Source organism: Streptomyces sp. NPDC002680 (genome assembly GCF_042889145.1).
Lineage (GTDB): Bacteria > Actinomycetota > Actinomycetes > Streptomycetales > Streptomycetaceae > Streptomyces > Streptomyces adonidis.
On sequence record NZ_JBIAQP010000030.1, the window covers coordinates 1 to 15,426 of the forward strand.

The 15,426-nt window shown below is 71.2% G+C and carries 16 protein-coding genes and 1 pseudogene; 6 read left to right on the forward strand and 11 right to left on the reverse strand.

From position 1 onward, the window contains the following. The first annotated feature begins 202 nt into the window (after window positions 1–202). The 3 genes from ACFYXF_RS48620 (at window position 203) to ACFYXF_RS48630 (ending at window position 2,567) form a co-directional block, all read left to right on the forward strand. On the forward strand, window positions 203–1,378 hold the full coding sequence (locus ACFYXF_RS48620; RefSeq protein ID WP_389360221.1) for a fructose-specific PTS transporter subunit EIIC: 1,176 nt from the start codon (window positions 203–205) through the stop codon (window positions 1,376–1,378). A 208-nt stretch (window positions 1,379–1,586) separates the two neighbouring features. Continuing rightward, window positions 1,587–2,264 (forward strand): hypothetical protein, encoded by a 678-nt coding sequence (locus tag ACFYXF_RS48625; RefSeq protein ID WP_389360223.1) that lies wholly within the window; start codon window positions 1,587–1,589, stop codon window positions 2,262–2,264. A gap of 9 nt (window positions 2,265–2,273) precedes the next feature. Further along, window positions 2,274–2,567, forward strand: coding sequence for a barstar family protein (locus ACFYXF_RS48630; RefSeq protein WP_389360225.1), 294 nt, complete (start codon window positions 2,274–2,276; stop codon window positions 2,565–2,567). On the opposite strand, the gene ACFYXF_RS48635 is transcribed toward ACFYXF_RS48630, so the two are convergent. The 4 genes from ACFYXF_RS48635 to ACFYXF_RS48650 all read right to left on the reverse strand — a co-directional run bounded on the left by ACFYXF_RS48635 (window position 2,545) and on the right by ACFYXF_RS48650 (window position 6,057). Next, window positions 2,545–3,759 carry an ATP-binding protein gene (locus tag ACFYXF_RS48635; RefSeq protein ID WP_389360227.1) on the reverse strand — a complete coding sequence of 405 codons (1,215 nt, stop codon included), beginning with the start codon at window positions 3,757–3,759 and terminating at the stop codon, window positions 2,545–2,547. The two genes, ACFYXF_RS48630 and ACFYXF_RS48635, sit on opposite strands and share 23 nt — an antisense overlap. Continuing rightward, the gene (gene cseB, locus ACFYXF_RS48640; RefSeq protein WP_389360229.1) at window positions 3,756–4,436 is read right to left on the reverse strand and encodes a two-component system response regulator CseB; all 681 of its coding nucleotides are present in this window, start codon (window positions 4,434–4,436) and stop codon (window positions 3,756–3,758) included. The genes ACFYXF_RS48635 and cseB overlap by 4 nt, the downstream gene beginning before the upstream one ends. Window positions 4,437–4,495: 59 nt before the next feature. Then, the gene (locus ACFYXF_RS48645) at window positions 4,496–4,957 is read right to left on the reverse strand and encodes a hypothetical protein (RefSeq protein WP_389360231.1); all 462 of its coding nucleotides are present in this window, start codon (window positions 4,955–4,957) and stop codon (window positions 4,496–4,498) included. 161 nt (window positions 4,958–5,118) lie between these two features. Next, the gene (locus ACFYXF_RS48650; protein ID WP_389360233.1) at window positions 5,119–6,057 is read right to left on the reverse strand and encodes an anti-sigma factor RsbA family regulatory protein; all 939 of its coding nucleotides are present in this window, start codon (window positions 6,055–6,057) and stop codon (window positions 5,119–5,121) included. Window positions 6,058–6,430: 373 nt separating this feature from the next. Here ACFYXF_RS48650 and ACFYXF_RS48655 point away from each other — a divergent pair, with 373 nt between their 5' ends. Continuing rightward, the gene (locus ACFYXF_RS48655; protein ID WP_389360235.1) at window positions 6,431–7,153 is read left to right on the forward strand and encodes an ANTAR domain-containing protein; all 723 of its coding nucleotides are present in this window, start codon (window positions 6,431–6,433) and stop codon (window positions 7,151–7,153) included. Between the two features lie 38 nt (window positions 7,154–7,191). Here the strand turns inward: ACFYXF_RS48655 and ACFYXF_RS48660 are convergent, their stop codons facing one another. After that, the gene (locus tag ACFYXF_RS48660; protein WP_389360237.1) at window positions 7,192–7,956 is read right to left on the reverse strand and encodes a class II aldolase/adducin family protein; all 765 of its coding nucleotides are present in this window, start codon (window positions 7,954–7,956) and stop codon (window positions 7,192–7,194) included. A gap of 73 nt (window positions 7,957–8,029) precedes the next feature. After that, window positions 8,030–9,478, reverse strand: coding sequence for a sodium:solute symporter (locus tag ACFYXF_RS48665; RefSeq protein WP_389360239.1), 1,449 nt, complete (start codon window positions 9,476–9,478; stop codon window positions 8,030–8,032). Between the two features lie 259 nt (window positions 9,479–9,737). On the opposite strand from ACFYXF_RS48665, the gene ACFYXF_RS48670 reads away from it, so the two are divergent. Then, window positions 9,738–11,324 carry a PucR family transcriptional regulator gene (locus ACFYXF_RS48670; RefSeq protein WP_389360241.1) on the forward strand — a complete coding sequence of 529 codons (1,587 nt, stop codon included), beginning with the start codon at window positions 9,738–9,740 and terminating at the stop codon, window positions 11,322–11,324. A 116-nt stretch (window positions 11,325–11,440) separates the two neighbouring features. On the opposite strand, the gene ACFYXF_RS48675 is transcribed toward ACFYXF_RS48670, so the two are convergent. The 4 genes and pseudogenes from ACFYXF_RS48675 to ACFYXF_RS48690 form a co-directional block, all read right to left on the reverse strand. Further along, complete coding sequence (locus tag ACFYXF_RS48675; protein ID WP_389360243.1) at window positions 11,441–11,590, reverse strand: hypothetical protein; 150 nt, start codon at window positions 11,588–11,590, stop codon at window positions 11,441–11,443. A gap of 405 nt (window positions 11,591–11,995) precedes the next feature. Next, window positions 11,996–12,376, reverse strand: a complete 381-nt coding sequence (locus tag ACFYXF_RS48680) for an SH3 domain-containing protein (RefSeq protein WP_389360246.1) — start codon at window positions 12,374–12,376, stop codon at window positions 11,996–11,998. Window positions 12,377–12,474: 98 nt separating this feature from the next. Continuing rightward, window positions 12,475–13,482, reverse strand: a complete 1,008-nt coding sequence (locus ACFYXF_RS48685; protein WP_389360248.1) for a helix-turn-helix domain-containing protein — start codon at window positions 13,480–13,482, stop codon at window positions 12,475–12,477. 756 nt (window positions 13,483–14,238) lie between these two features. Then, window positions 14,239–14,487: pseudogene (locus tag ACFYXF_RS48690) on the reverse strand (DUF2267 domain-containing protein); the annotation flags it as partial. 92 nt (window positions 14,488–14,579) lie between these two features. Here ACFYXF_RS48690 and ACFYXF_RS48695 point away from each other — a divergent pair. After that, window positions 14,580–14,792 carry a pentapeptide repeat-containing protein gene (locus tag ACFYXF_RS48695; protein ID WP_389360250.1) on the forward strand — a complete coding sequence of 71 codons (213 nt, stop codon included), beginning with the start codon at window positions 14,580–14,582 and terminating at the stop codon, window positions 14,790–14,792. 139 nt (window positions 14,793–14,931) lie between these two features. Here the strand turns inward: ACFYXF_RS48695 and ACFYXF_RS48700 are convergent, their stop codons facing one another. Next, the gene (locus ACFYXF_RS48700; protein ID WP_389360252.1) at window positions 14,932–15,327 is read right to left on the reverse strand and encodes a nitroreductase family deazaflavin-dependent oxidoreductase; all 396 of its coding nucleotides are present in this window, start codon (window positions 15,325–15,327) and stop codon (window positions 14,932–14,934) included. Window positions 15,328–15,426: the final 99 nt, after the last annotated feature.

The window sequence follows — 15,426 nt, forward strand, 5'->3', positions numbered from 1 at the left end:
GGTCGTTGTGGGGGTGGTCACCCCCCCCCGGGCCCCCCCCGGGCGCCCCCCCCCCCCCCGGGCCCCCGCCGGGGGGGGGGGGGGGGGGGGGGCGGGGGGGGGGGGGGGGGGGGGGGGGGGGGGCCCCCCCCCCCCGAGGATGGGACGGGTAGGGGCGGCGGGGGCGAGAAAAAGGCCCCCCGCCTCCCCCTCTGGAGCCCCCATGCCCCACCCCCGCAAGCCCGCCCGCCCGGAACGACACGACGTACCGACACCGCCCCTCGGGTTCAGAACCAGCCGCTGGCTGGCCGCCGGCGTCCCCTGGTTCGCCCCCTTCACCGCGATCGCGGCGACGATGACCGTGCTCGCCCTCGCCATCTCGGGCCCGGACCTCACCGACACCGCCGACCGGATCCTGGCCGCCGCCGACTGGACCCAGCCCCACACCTGGGCCGCGCTGCTCCTCAAGCTCGGTGCCAGCGGGCTGAGTTTCCTGCCCGTGGCCGTGGCCGGCCACCTCGCCTACGGCATGGCCGGCAGACCGGCGCTGGTTCCCGGCCTCCTCGGCGGCATGGCAGCACTGGGCGTCCAGGGTGGCATCCTCACCGGACTGCTCGCCGGCCTCCTCGCGGGCGCGGCGACCATGGCGCTCCAGCGGATTCCGGTGCCGTCGGCGCTGCGCGACCTCGCCTCGACCGCGCTGATCCCCCTGCTGGCCACCCTCCTCACCGCAGCGGTGATCATCGCGTTCGCCGGGGAGCAGCTGACCGCCCTGACCGGGTGGCTGCACGGGAAACTGGTGTGGCTGGAGTTCCACCACCTTGTCCTGGCCGGCGTGGTTCTAGGAGTGATGGTCTGCTGCGACCTCGGCGGCGCGATCGGCAAGTCGGCCATCGCCTTCGGCACCGTGGGCGTGAGCGGGTTCGACCCCTCGAAGTTCAACCCGACCGACATGACCATGATGGCTGCCGTGGTCGCCGCCGGCATGGTGCCCCCGCTCGGCCTGAGCCTCGCCACCCTCGTCCGACGCAAGGTCTTCACCGGGTCGGAACGGGCCTACGGCAAGGTCGCCTGGCTGTTCGGCGCCGCCTTCATACCCGAGGGCGCCGTCCCCTTCGCGGTGGCCGACCCCCTGCGGGTGATCCCGGCGGGCATGGCCGGCGGAGCCGTCACAGGCGCCCTGGTCATGGCCTTCGGTACGACGATCACCGTCCCGTACGGCGGTTTCCTCGCCCTCGGTGACATGGGCAGGCCGCTGCTCTTCGCGCTCGCCGTCGCCGCCGGGGTTCTGGTGACCGCCGCGACGGCCGTCGCCCTCAAGACCCTCGGCGGGCAGCTTGCCCCGAGCCCCGCGCGCCCCGCGGTGACGGTCCGCCGGAAGGTGTCCGTCGCCGGCTGAACCCCGTACGACCCCGAAAGAGCGGCCCCGAAGACGCGGGGCCGCTCTTTCGCGTCGGCGTTCCGCATCCCTGTAACAGCAGTACGTCGTTTCCGGCGGCCATGTGTGATCCGGCCGCCGGACCACCGAGACGTTCGCCCGGTCTTCTTGGGCCCAGCCAGGGGCGTACCGCCCCGGCGGACACCCGAGAACAGACCAGGGAGCCACCATGTCCCCAACTTCCGGGCGGAGCCTGTCGGCCCGCCTCCGCGCCCACGCCCGCAAGGTCGCCGTCCCGGCCGTGCTGCTCGGCCTCACCGTCGGTGGCGTCGGCGTGTCGGCCACCGCGCACGCCGCCGAGGGGCCCAGCTGCGCCAGCGTCCCGGGCCAGACCTGCCCCGCCCCGGGCCCGGCCGCGGACCCTCTGCCGTCGCGCGGCTCGCAGCCCGCCGGTGTCTCCACCCAGCAGTGGCGGGGCGCGACCACCGCGGCCACCTTCTGGAGCAACGAGGGGATCAGTACGGCGTCCGGCGACCGCAACCACCTCGTGATGCGCGGCCAGACCGGCTACCCCGGACAGGGCTGGCCCGGCAACACGAGCGCGAGCGCCCGTGCCTGGTACCACTTCGAGACCGGCAGCAGCTGGCGCCCGGAGCACCACTACATCGTCTACGGCGGTGTGTTCCAGGACCGCGACCACCGGATCGAGAACCTGGAGGAGTCCCACCACGTCACGCAGAACAACGCGAGCGGCTCGAACACCGTCTACCGCGAGTACGACGTCAACTCCTGGAGCACCACCACCGCCAGCCGGGGCAGGGAGCGCATCGTCCGCAACGTCCGCAACGGCCACGTCTACGCGACGTTCGACCACTACGGCTCCTTCCACTACCTCGGCCGCTGGTAGGAGGACGTCATGTCGGAGGGCCCCGAGGTCCGCGGCAGCTACTGCCGCACCACCCTCGACCTGTTCGCCGAATGGGCCGAAGCGCTCGGTTTCCCGGAGTACTTCGGGCACAACTGGGACGCCTTCGAGGAGTGCCTCCTCACGGTGACCGGTTCGGCCGACGGCCCCCTCACGGTTCTCGTCCGGGACGCCGGTCTGCTCCTCGTGGACGAGGACCCGCGGCAGCTGGCGACGTTCCTGGCGATCGTCGACACCGTCACCCAGGAGGCCGGTCTCACGCTCAGGTCCGATCAGGCAGCGTGAATACCGCCTCCGCCCCGCCCTCCGGATGGTTGCGGAAGGCCAGCCCGGCGCCCAGCAGCCGGGCCTGGCCGACCGCGATCGTCAGTCCCAGGCCGGTTCCGGTGCCCGGCGCGGTCGTACGGAAGCGCTGGGGCCCGGAGGTGTGCAGGACCGCGAACAGGTCGGGCGGGAAGCCGGGTCCGTGGTCGCGGATCCGCACCACCGGGCCGTCCACCTCGACCTCGACCGGCGGGGCTCCGTGCCGCAGCGCGTTGGAGGCCAGATTGGCGAGGACGCGTTCGACGCGGCGCGGGTCGGTCGTCACGACCGTGTCCCGGACCACCCGGACCTCCACCTCCGCCAGTCCCGCCACCGCCCGCCGGGCCATCGCGCTGACCTGCCGCTGCTCGGTCTCCAACACCGCGACCTGCGCGTCCATGCGGGCCACCTCCAGTACGTCCTCGACCAGCCCGCGCAGGTTCTTCACGGACCGCCCGATCAGGTCCGTGGCGGGGCCCGGCGGCAGCAGCCCGACCGCGGTCGCCATGCCCGCGACGGGGGTGCGCAGTTCGTGCGCGATGTCGGCGGTCACCCGGCGCTCTGCTTCCAGCCGGGCGCCGAGCGCGTCCGCCATCGTGTCGACGGCGGCGGACAGCCGCGCGATCTCGTCCCGGCCGTCGGGGCGGACCCGGGCGTCGAGGTCGCCGTTCGCGATGCGTTCCGCGGTGCGGGCGGCGGCCGTGGCCCGGCGGCCCATCCGCACCCCGAGGAACAGGCCCGCCAGGGACACCAGGACGGTGGCCGCCGAGCCCACGGCGGCCAGCGTCCGGTCCAGCGTGGCCAGCGACCGCGCCTCGGGGACGTACGACCGCGACAGCGTGAGCACCTCACTGTCCGACACCCGGGTCGCCGCCCACAGCACCGGGCGCGTCCCGTCCCGCAGATAGGTCACCCGGACCCCGTCCCGCACGGCCTTCGCCACCGGGGCGGGCAGGTCCGGCGGGTCGATCCGCGCCGGGGACTTGCGGGCGGCCGCGTAGTCGTACGCGGCACTCATCAGCTGCCGGTCCAACTCCTTGCGGGCCGTGGCGAGTTGGTCGGCGGCGGTGAGACGGTGGACCAGGACGCCGACCACGGACGCCACCGCCAGGGCCGCGGCGGCCACGGCGAGGGCGACCTTCGTACCGACGTGCACACCGGGCGGCCGTCTCATGCGCGCAGCTTGTAGCCGAAGCCGCGCACCGTCTCGATGCGCTCCCGGCCGATCTTCGCGCGCAGCCGCTGCACATGGACGTCCACGACCCGGGTGTCGCCGGACCAGGCGTAGTCCCACACCCGCTCCAGGAGCAGGTCCCGGGTGAGCACGGTGCCGGGCGAGGCGGTGAACTCCCGCAGCAGCTTCAGCTCGGTCGTGGTCAGGGCGAGGAGCCGCCCGTCCCGCCGTACGTCCAGGGTCACCGGGCAGAACGCCAGGTCGCCGAAGTGCTGGGCCGACGACGTCTCCGGCCGCCCGGGCGACGGCTCGGCCGGTGCCGCGCGCCGCAGCAGCGAGCGGATCCGGGCGACCAGGACCGGGCCGTCGAACGGCTTGGTCACGTAGTCGTCGGCACCCGCCTCCAGGCCCATCACCACGTCCACCGGGTCGTTGCGCGCGGAGATCAGCAGCACCGGCACACCGGACTCCTCGCGGATACGGCCGGCCAGGCTCACCCCGTTGAGCCCCGGCAGCATGATGTCGAGCACCGCCACGTCGGGCCGGCGCTCCCGGAACAGGGCGAGCCCGGTGACGCCGTCGGCCGCCGTACGGACCTGGTACTCGTGCCCCTCCAATATGAGCCGGGTGGCCTCGCGGATCATCTCGTCGTCCTCGACGAGCAGGATGTCGGGCATGGGGCGTCCCTCCGGGATGGGCGAGGTGGTCGGGGTCTCGGTTCTCGGTTCTCGGTTTGTCAGGGCTTCGGCACATGCAGTCGGACACGGCTGGTGTCCTCCGCCCAGCCCGGCGCCGGCTGCCGGACCGGGGTGACGGACGCCCGGCTGTAGTACGCCGCGTACTGGCGCTCCACCAGTCCGCTGAAGGCGATCGAGACGGGGAAGCTCTTGTAGTCGTGGTGGGGGCAGCCGCCTGCGCAGGCGAAGTCGACCACCGTGGCCGTCGCGGTGGCCCGGGGGAAGCCCCAGCCGTGCCACTCCACGCCGTACAGCACGGTGCGGCCGGTCAGGTCCATCACGTCCGGGTGCTGCCAGGCGAGGGACTTCCAGTCCAGCACGTACACCGGCCCCGACCAGGGGATCCGGGACGGGGCCGGTCCCTCGACACGTAGCCCGCCGTCCGCCGCGCCGCATCCGGCGAGGCAGGCCAGCAGACAGGCGGTGAGCGAGGCGCCCAGCACCGAACGACGACGAGCCATGGACGTCTCTCCCCGTGCGATGAGTGGTCCACCTGGAATAGTGCATGTCCGTACATGAACGATTGGTCAAAACCACCCGTGATGTCCGCAACAGCGCCCGGCGCAACCTTCGGCGGGGATACGGCGTCGAGCGACCGGCTGGCGACTGGCTGTCCGGCTGACTAGTGGCCGAGGTAGACGCGGACGGCCGTACCGCCGGAGCCGGTGTGGATACGGACCAGGTCCGTGACCGTGTGCACCAGCAGCAGGCCGCGGCCGCCCCGCTGGTCCCGCGCGGCCGGTCGGCGCCCGGCGAGCGGATCGGTCAGTTGCCCGCTGTCGCGGACCTCGCACACCACCTGGGCGTCCTCGGCCCAGATCCGCAGGGTGCCGGAGCCGCCGCCGTGCACCACGCTGTTGGTGGTCAACTCGGCCACCGCCAGGGCGAGATCGTCCAGGCGTACGCCGGACAGGCCCAGCCGCGCGGCCCGCGAGACGGCGTAGTGCCTGACGACCGGCAGCTCGTCGACGCCGAAGAACTGGGGCTCGGCCGAGGCGGGAGCCGCCGGGAACGGCCGGTTGTAGTGGGCGATGACCTCCCCCGGCGCGTACGAGGAACTGGGCTGCCGGGTTCCGCTTCCGCCGGAGACGGTCACCGGGTGGGTGGCGTAGGCGTCGGCGAGCACATGCTCATCGAGGCGCTCGGCGTCGTACGGGCACAGGATGGTCACGTCCCGGCCCTGGAAGGCCAGGTTGATCAGCGCCTCGTGCTGCACGCACGCCGGGTACTCGACGCCGCTGCGGCCGGGCCAGATCGGCTCGCCGATGATCCGTACGTGGGTCCGGGGGTGGGCGTCGGCGAAGGCGCGCAGCACCCTCGGGATGATCCGGCCCGGGTTGCGGCCCGCCTCGGTCATGTCGACGAAGTACACGGACGCGGCGTCCCCGTCCAGGCTCTGCCTGAGCAGGTCCAGCTGCCGTCCGGGCACGGCGACCGCGACCGGCTGCCCCGCCTTCAGCCCCTCACGGACGAAGGGGACCGTGCCGTCGAGGTACTCCTCCTCGCCCCGGTAGAACAGGGCGGGATGGACGAACGGCTCGGCGGTCGGCGTGCCGGTCATCGGGCCACCACCTCGGTCAACGGACACAGCAGCGACGGGCTCTCCGCCGCAGCAGGAGCAGGCACCGACGCCGAGGCATCCAACTGCCGCACACTGTCCACGCACCCACCCCCCCCCGTACGCCGGTGGGACCTCCCGTGTCCCACCCCAGTATTACGCTGCCGCTCCCACCCCAGTATCACGGTGCCGCGCCGCCAGCGGAGGGTGGGCACGGACGGGAAACCGGCCCCGCATCTCCACACCGGATCCGGAGTAGGCCGTACCGGACGGGGAAGGAGCCAGAGCACAACGGCCGCGGGCTACACCAGAGTCGCGCAGTGCAGCACGGCGCGGACCCCGACAACGCATCTGGATCCAGACCCGAGGTGAGTACATGTCAGCCCTGACCGTCAGCCCACTCTTACTGTCCGGCGCCGAGGGGCCGTTGACGATCCGCACCGAGACGCGTGGCAGCACCGCGGTCCTGATACCGGGCGGGGAGATCGTCCACGGCTGCACCACGGTGCTCGACCCCGTCCTGGGCAAGCTCCCCGCCGGGACGGACCGACTGGTCCTGGACATGGCCGAGGTCACCTTCATGGACACCGCCGGACTGCAGTTCCTGGAGCGCCTGGAGGACTACAGCGACCTCGCCGGCATCTCCCTGCGGACCGTCAACTGGACCGGCCAGCCCCGCCGCATCCTGGAGATCACCGGCCTGTCGGTCCCGGCGGCCGACCCCGCGGGACCGGATTCCGCGCCCCCGGACACCGGCCAACTGCTCGCCTCCCTGCGCTCCGACCAGGGACTGTCGGCGGTGGCCGCGGAACGGGCGGAACAGGTGGAGAGACTCCAGGAGCAGGTCCAGCAACTGGAGCAGGCCATCGCGTCCCGCCCGGTCATCGACCAGGCCCGGGGCATCCTCATGGCCGTCGAATCCTGCACCGCCGACCAGGCCTGGGACACCCTGCGAGACGCCTCCCAACACGCGAACACCAAACTCCGCACCGTCGCCGAGGCCCTCGTGATGGTGAGTACCGGCGGCCCCGCCCCCACGGAACCCGTACGCACGGCACTGCGGGACGCGGTGGAACGGCAGCAGCGGCGCGTGCCCTGACCGGAATGCCAAAGGGTGCCGCCCAGGTCAGTCCTTGGTCAGTCCTTGTAGTCGGGGGCGACCCGCTCGACCAGGCGGAGCAGGGCCGACCAGGCGAGGGCGTAGGCCTGGTCGTCCTGGAGGTCCGAGGTGTCGTCCTCGCCCGTGAGCTGGCGGGCGGTGAGTTCGCAGATGTCGGGGGTGGGGGTGATGAGCCTCGTGCCTGCGGCAGCGGCTGTGGTCTGGATCTCGCAGGCCTTGTCCAGGTAGTACATGCGCAGGAACGCCTGGGCCGGGGTCTCGCCGACCGTGAGCAGGCCGTGGTTGCGCAGGATCATCGCGGGGTGGCCGCCGAGATCGGCGACGAGGCGTTTCTGTTCGGCGAGGTTGAGGGCGACGCCCTCGTAGTCGTGGTAGCCGAGCCTGCCGTAGAACTCCATGGAGATCTGGTTCAGGGGGAGCAGACCGTGCTCCTGGGCCGCGACGGCGCAGCCGGCCCTGGTGTGGGTGTGCAGGACACAGTGGGCGTCGGACCGGGCCGCGTGGATCGCGCCGTGGATGACGAAGCCGGCGGGGTTGACCGGGTGGGGGCTCTCGCCGACGGGGTGGCCGTCCAGGCCGATCCTGACGAGGTTCGACGCGGTGATCTCCTCGAAGAGCAGACCGTACGGGTTGATCAGGAAGTGCTGCTCCGGGCCGGGGAGCCGGACGGAGATGTGCGTGAAGATCAGGTCGGTCATCCGGAAGTGCGCCACGAGGCGGTAGACCGCGGCGAGTTCGCGGCGCAGCCGCAGTTCTTCCGGGGAGACGGCGGGGGCGGACATGGGGGCCTTTCGCTGAGGTACGGCACGTGCGGGTGCGGGTGTGTTTTTAGGGGGAGGCTTCCGGTAAGGCCGGTCAGGCCACGCTCAACTCCGGTGCGGCCGGGGCCGGTTCGCCCGCCAGACGGCGGTGCCATGCCTCGACGACCGCTTCCTCGGTCGGCTCGGTCAGGAGGCTGACGGCCACGTAGGCGACGAGGCCGGCCAACAGGCCGTAGTAGATCGGCTCGTTGGCGAGGAGACCGTCGGTCACCATGAAGGCGATGACCGTCGTACCGCCCGCGACCATCGAGGCCATCGCGCCCTGCAGGTTCCCGCGCTTCCAGAGCAGCCCGCCGAGGATGGGCACGAGCAGCCCGCCCACGAGCAGGTTGTAGGCGACGGTGAGCGCTTCGATGACATCGCTGAGGACCACGGCGATGGCCATGGCGGCGATTCCGAGGACGACGATGGCGAGCCGGTTGGAGCTGATCTCGTCGTGGTCCCTCGGTGCCGTACGTCGGCTCAGCCGCGCCCAGATGTCGTTGTTGGCGACGGTCGCGGAGGCGATCAGCGCACCGCTCGCCGTGGACATCATCGCGGAGAGCGCGGCGGCCAGGACCAGGCCCCGGACACCGGTGGGCAGGGCGTGCTGGACGATCGTGGCGAACGCCTGGTCGGCGGCGGCGAGGCTCGGGTACAGGGTCTTGGTGGCCATGCCGATGACGGCTCCGGCCAGGGCGTAGACCAGACAGTAGACGCCGGCGACGGTACCGCCCCATGCGGCGACCCTGTCGGAGCGGGCGGTGAAGACCCGCTGCCAGATGTCCTGCCCGATGAGCATGCCGAAGGTATAGATCAGGACGAACGTGAAGATGGTCTGCCCGCCGATGGAGGTCGGGGAGAGGAAGCCGTCCGGCAGCTTGTCGGCCATGGCGGAGAAGCCGCCCGCCTTGACGACGGCGATCGGCAGCAGCAGGACGAGCACCCCGAGACTCTTGACCACGAACTGCACCATGTCGGTGAGCGTGATGGACCACATCCCGCCGAGCGCCGAGTAGCCGACGACGATCGTCCCGCCGATGAGCACCGCGACCCAGCTCGGCACGTCGAACAGGACGTCGAAGACACTGGCGTACGCGATCGTGGAGGTCACGACCAGCATGAGCGTGTAGATCCACATCACGACACCGGAGATCACGGCGGCGGTGTCGCCGTAGCGCAGGGAGAGCATCTCGGCGACGGTGTAGACCTTGAGCCGCGCGATGCGGGCGGAGAAGAAGACGCTCAGGGCCAGCAGTCCGAGCCCGATGGCGAAGACCATGGCGGCGCCGGATATCCCGTACGTGTAGCCGAGCCGTACGCCACCGATGGTGGAGGCGCCGCCGAGGACGACGGCGGCCATCGTGCCGGTGTACATGAGCGGCCCCAGCCGCCGGCCGGCGACGAGGAAGTCGCTCTTGGAGGCGGCACGTTTCTTGCCCCACCAGCCGACACCGACGATGCCGAGCAGGTATGCGGCCATGACGAGGTAGTCGACGGTCATCAGATCCTCCGGGGAACGAGGGAGAGGGGAGGGGATGTCGGCGACCGGGTGCGGGCCGGGCCGGAGAAGGGAGATGCGCGCGCGGGGGTGCGAGGGCGGGGATGTTGCCCTGTGGGTGCCTCTGGGTGCCTGCGGGTGGCACGACGATAGCGGCGGACCGCACTGGTGCCGAAGTGGCGGATTCCTCCAATATGGAGAATCCCATTGGACGATTCCGGCACTCGCACGGGAGACTCGCACGGAGAGAGGACGTCTCCTGATGACCGAGCCCGAACGGCCGTCCGAACAGCCGTCCGTACCGCTGAGCGCACTGCTCGCCGATCCCGCCCTGGGCCTGCGCCAGATCGCGGGCCCCGCCGAGGACCGCCGCGTGAGCACGGTCGGCACGACGGAGATCGAGAACCCGGCACCGTATCTGGTGGGCGGCGAACTGTTCCTCACCGCGGGCGTACGGCTGCCTCGCGACGCGGACGGCATCGACACGTACGTACGACAGGTCGCCGCCGTCGGGGTGAGCGCGCTCGGATTCGGGGTGGCACCCGTGTACGAGGAGGTGCCGCCCGACCTGGTCGCCGCCTGCGACCGCCACGGCCTCCCACTCCTGCGCATCCCGCCGGCCACCCCGTTCGTGGCGGTCGGTCAGGCCACGTACACGGCGATCGCCGAGGTCCGCACCCGCGAACTGCGCGAGATCTCCCGGGCACAGTCGGCGCTGGCCACGGCAGCGGCCAGGCCGGACGCGCTACGGGCCGTCCTCGACCGGCTCGCCGCACACGCCGGCGCCTGGGCGGTCCTCTACGACGCCCACGGCAACGAACTCTTCAGCGCGGGCCCCCGCCCCGCGTCCCCCACCCCGGAACGCCTGCGCGACCTGGCCGTACGCACACGCGGTGCCGCCCGGTCCGCGGCGGCCGACCACCGGACCGGAACCCACCTGACGGTCCACACCCTCCCCGGCCCGGACGGCACGACCACGACGCTCACCCTCGGCCAGGCCACGACCGTGGCCCCGACCCCGGTCCACCGCCAGATCACCAGCACGGCAACGGTCCTGCTGGCCCTGCTGACCAGCCCGCGCCACGCCCTGGGCACCGACACGCGTGGCGCGGGCGCGCTGGTACGGCTGATGCTGGGAGCGACCCCGGCGGAGGTAGCGCCCGCCCTCGATGCCGACCACTGGACAGTGGTCCACGGCCACCACGCACGCTCAGTCTCCCCGGGCGAGGACCCGGCCCAACTGGCCACCCTGGGAACGGCCTTGGGTACGCCTTACCTGTACGTGGACGGCCCCGACCTGAAGGCCCTGATCCCCGGCACACCGGACGCGCGCCCCGAGGCTCCCGCACAAGTGGCCGAGTTGGGCTGGACGTTGGGCTTCAGCACGCCCGTACCTGCCTCGAACCTCCCCCAGGCCGACCGCCAGGCGGAACGAGCCCTGCGACGCGCACTGGCCGCGCAGCTACCGGCCGCCGTCCACACGGAGGACCCGCTGACGGTCCACGCCCTGGTCCCCCCGTCCGACGCCCGTGACCTGGCCCGCACCCGTTTCGCCCCACTGGACGAGGCGGGCACCCCGGGCTCCGCGATCCTCCTGAACACCCTCCACACCTGGCTGACCCTCCACGGCAGCTGGGACCGCACGGCCGCAGCTCTCCAGGTGCACCGCAACACGGTCCGCCACCGCCTGGCGAGGGTGGGCGAGGCGCTCGGGGTCGACCTTCAGGATCCCGGGGTGCGGATGGAACTGTGGTTCGCCTTGCAGTGGTTGGAGACCGAACGAGGTGCCGGTCCCGGCCGGGCTGCTGGCCCTGATCGGCAGCGTGAACGGCCCAGAGGATCTGGCTGAACGGCACGACGACTACATCCGTGAGCGGATGCGCGGGCGCTTCGGCGACTCGGCGTGATCGCCACGGTCCTGGACACCGGACCCCTGGCTGCGGCGTTCAACGCGGCCGACCGGCGTCACCCGGAGTGTGCCTCCCTGCTGACGTCGCTGACCGGCCGCCGTCTGCTGCCCAGCCCGGTCATGACCGAGGTCTGCTGGAGCGCTGGCCCCAGGTCGAAGCGGCGTTCCTCGCCGAGGTCGCACGGGGAACATTCGAGCTGGTCCACCTCACTCCCGCCGACCATTCAGCGTCGTCAAGCCCGCCCACGTCCCCGAGCTGACACTCCTGCCGTAGGCCGACCAGCGGTCTACACCCCTGACGGCAGCGCTGACGGCAACAAGCACGGACTCCAGTTGCGGACCTGCCAGCACATTCAACGTGCCTGAGCAGCCAGGTGTTTACACCATTCACCTCAACGACGGCACCAAGTACGTGGGAATGTCCACGACGAACATGCGGCGCGCAGCCACTGGCCGAGCAGGCACTACAGATCGACGAAGCCCATGTACGGGTCGTCCGGCCCGTACATGGGCTTCGCCCCCCCCGCACCGCCGACAGACCCTTCCCCACAGCCCGTACGCCCGTGTCGAGAACGTTCGTGGCCCGCGGAGCCGGTGGGGCAGTGCCGGGGTCAACAGGCCGCGGTTGCTCCGCCGTCGTCGAGGTTGTCGTCGGAGAACCAGCCCTCGGTGCTGGTGCCGGAGATACGCGCGTACGTCCAGGTGTTGCCGTAGTCGTTGACGACGTAGCAGTGGTAGTAGAGGTAGGTCCCGGCGTACGTCTGGCCGGTGTTGCCGCAAGCGGCGTAGGGGCCGGTCTTCAGGGCGTACGTGCCCTTGGAGTAACCCGCGCCGGAGTCGTTGTTGCTGTGGCCCCAGCCGCTGCAGCTGATCGCCGCGGCGGCGCTGCCCGGGGTCGCCGTGGCCAGGTTGGCGCCGGCCGCCAGACCGAGGGCGGCGAGGGAAACGCCCAGCGTGCGACGTACCTTGCGGGAAACTCTGGAACTTGCCATCAGGCGTCCTCCTGAGAACACGGGGAGCTGATCTCCCCGCTCCTCGGCCATCCTGTGCGGCGCAGCCCGGAAGGTCGTTAGCGATCGGCGCCCAGTGCCTAGCGTTGCGTGCCGGGTGTCATGTGGCTCGGGGTACCGGTGGGGAGCGCGAGGGCGCGGTAGTCGCTGGGCGGCATTCCGTACGCGGCGCGGAAGGAGCGGGTGAAGTCGGCGGGGCGGCGGAAACCCCACCGTGCGGCGATGGAGTGGATGGTGCGGGAGACGAGTGACGGGTCGGCCAGGTCGTGGCAGCAGCGCTCCAGGCGTTGCCGCCTGATCAACGCGCCCACTGTCGTGTCCTGTTGCTCGAAGAGTCGGTGCAACTGGCGCAGGGAGATCTGATGGGCCGCGGCGACAAGTCCGGGGCTGAGCTCCGGATCGGCCAGGTGATGCCGAATGAACGCCTGGATGCGCAGGACCAATACGCGCTGGTGGCTCTCCGGCAACAGGGCGCGTCCGGCGTCGAGTTCGTGCGCGAGGGTCGCGGACAGCAGGTCGACCAGAACGGTGGCCAGTCGGGGTCCGTCCGTCGGCCGGAACTGGTCGGCGTCCTGGGACAGCCGCAGCATGAACTGCGCCAGCAGCGCCGCCACACCGCGCTGCGTGGTCAGCGAAACGGCGGTGAGGCCGAGGACGCGGTTCATGGGCAGGGCGAGCAGGGATCTGGGGATCTGGACGACGAGGTTCCCGGCGAGACCCTCGCCGTTGGACACCCAGCCCTGGTGGGGGTGGGAGGTGTCGTAGAGGACCAGGTCGTACAGGCCGGGCAGGGCGTCACGGCCGTGCTGGGACAGTGCCTGCCTGCCGCTGAGGATGAGCCCGGCACAGAGCTGTTCGGGGTCGCTCTCGCGGATCAGCCTCGGGGTCCGTTGGAACCGCATGGTCGACAACGACAGGTGACTCACCTGCACGGTGCCCAGATCCAGGAATCTCATCGACGCCCGGAAATCGTTCGGACGGTGGACGTAGAGGTCGGACGCCGCGAGTGAACGACTCATGTGGTCGTGCCAGTGTGGCACCCGCTCTGCGGCGGGCAGCGCACCGTTGTCGTAGGCCGTCACCATCATGGTCTCCCCCTTGATCCGAACCGGAGGGAATGCTGCGCTCGCTTGCGTACGGCCACAATGGATCGGCGCGCCAACAATCAGGCCACTTCAGCCACTTCGGCCACAGCCACTTCCGCTCTGAGTCGTATCGGGGCGCTACAGGTCGAAGACGGCGCGAAGCCCGATCCCGACGGCCTCCATGACCCGTTCGCTCCAACGTGGTGTCCTCGGTTTCGGCGGGTTCCGCAGCGCTGGTCATGAATCCGGCCTCGGCCCGCACCCGCGCGGATTTTTCCAGCTCCTCGGAGAGCATCTGGCGGCGCAGTATCCGGGCGGTGTACGCGGAGGCGTTTCCCCGCATCATGTTGACCCATGCCGCGCAACCGGATCGTCGTCCGGCGGGAGGTGGGTCGTGCCCGGGTTGCTCGCGTCCGCCTCGCTGGTCCGGGTGGCCGGGCGCTCCGCGACGTCGCCGAAGCGATCGTCGCCGTGAGCACCGGCGGCCCGCATCCGGCCGAGCCCGTGCGCGTGGCGCTACGGGATGCGGGCCGCCGACACGCGCGTGATCACGCGCGCTGACGGTTGTTGCGCGGTGTTGCACGGGTTCATCCGAGCGAGTCCGCGGCTTCCGGCCGGGGTCTTCGACACCTCGGTGCTCACGCAGGACATCACCGCGGAGCTGAAGCGGGGCATCCCGTCCTCGATCCTTGCCGGGATGCACCACGGGACCGTTGGGCGGGTTCGGTGGCGTGCTGCGCGTTCCGTCTCCGTGCGCTGTCAGGCGGCCTGGGTGAGTTCGGCGCGGCCGAACAGCAGGGCGTAGCCGGAGGGGAGTTGGGCGAGGATACGGCTGAGGAGGTCCTCGCCGGCGAGCTGGGCCACGATGCGCAGGACGGTTCCGGTGTCCCAGCGGGTGGTGGCCGGGCTGCCGCCGGTGTGGGTCGCCAGGTCCTTCACGAAGGCCCAGCCTGTGACAGGTTCGGTGGCGGGGATCTGGGAGGTGAGGGTGACGGCGGCCCAATGCGGATCTGGCGCGGTCGCACCTCGTACGAGCCGACCTGAGGCGGATCCAGGCGGCCGGAGCGCACTTCGACGACACGCATCCGACCAGGGCCGAAATGGAGGACGCCCGTCTGCGGCGGGCCAGCCTCATCCGGGCCAGTCTGCCGGGCGCGGTCCTGCGCGGAGCGGACTTGAGGGAGGCCGATCTCCGTGACGCGGACTTCACCGGAGCGGACCTTACCGGCGCCGACTTCACCGGCGCGAGGAACCTGTTGACAGCCGGTTTCAATGGTGCGGTCCTCAAGAACACCCGAGGGTTGCCTTCCTGACCGCAGCCCGACCTCCTCACCTCGACGAATTGTGTTGGCCGTTCTCACCAGGGCACCAGGTCCGTTGCTCGCAGGGAACCGGACAGTGCGCCCAGGACACTGTCCACTCCCTTCACTTGTTCTCCCTTCACTTCTTCTTTCACTCCCCCAGATCCACCCGCACCGTAAGCAGATTCGTCCCCATGGTCCGTACGCCCACGCTGTTGCCCCGAGGCAGCGTCCGCAGACGCGCGATCGGATCGTCGTCCGGCAGGAGGTGGGCCGTGCCCACGTGCCAGCGGCCGCCGACTCGCACCCGTACGCGCGGGTTCGCCTTGATGTTCCGTACGTACTGGGACTTCTCGCCGAACTCCGAGACCAGCCAGAACTCGTTGCCGATGCGACGGCCGCCCAGCGGGGTGACGCGGGGGAGGCCGGACGTGCGGCCCGTGGTCTCCAGGAGGGTCTGGAAGGGGAGGCGGCGCGTGACGGGGTTGCCGATGCGGCGCTGGAAGGTGGTGGCGGCCTTGAATCTGAACTCTGTGAAGCGGGACATGTTGGTCTTGTTCCTCCTGCTCTCGTGCCGCTGCTGTCGCGTGCTCTTGAATGGTCTCCCAGAGGGGCAAGAGCTGGGTGAAATGGGTGGGCGGTGGCG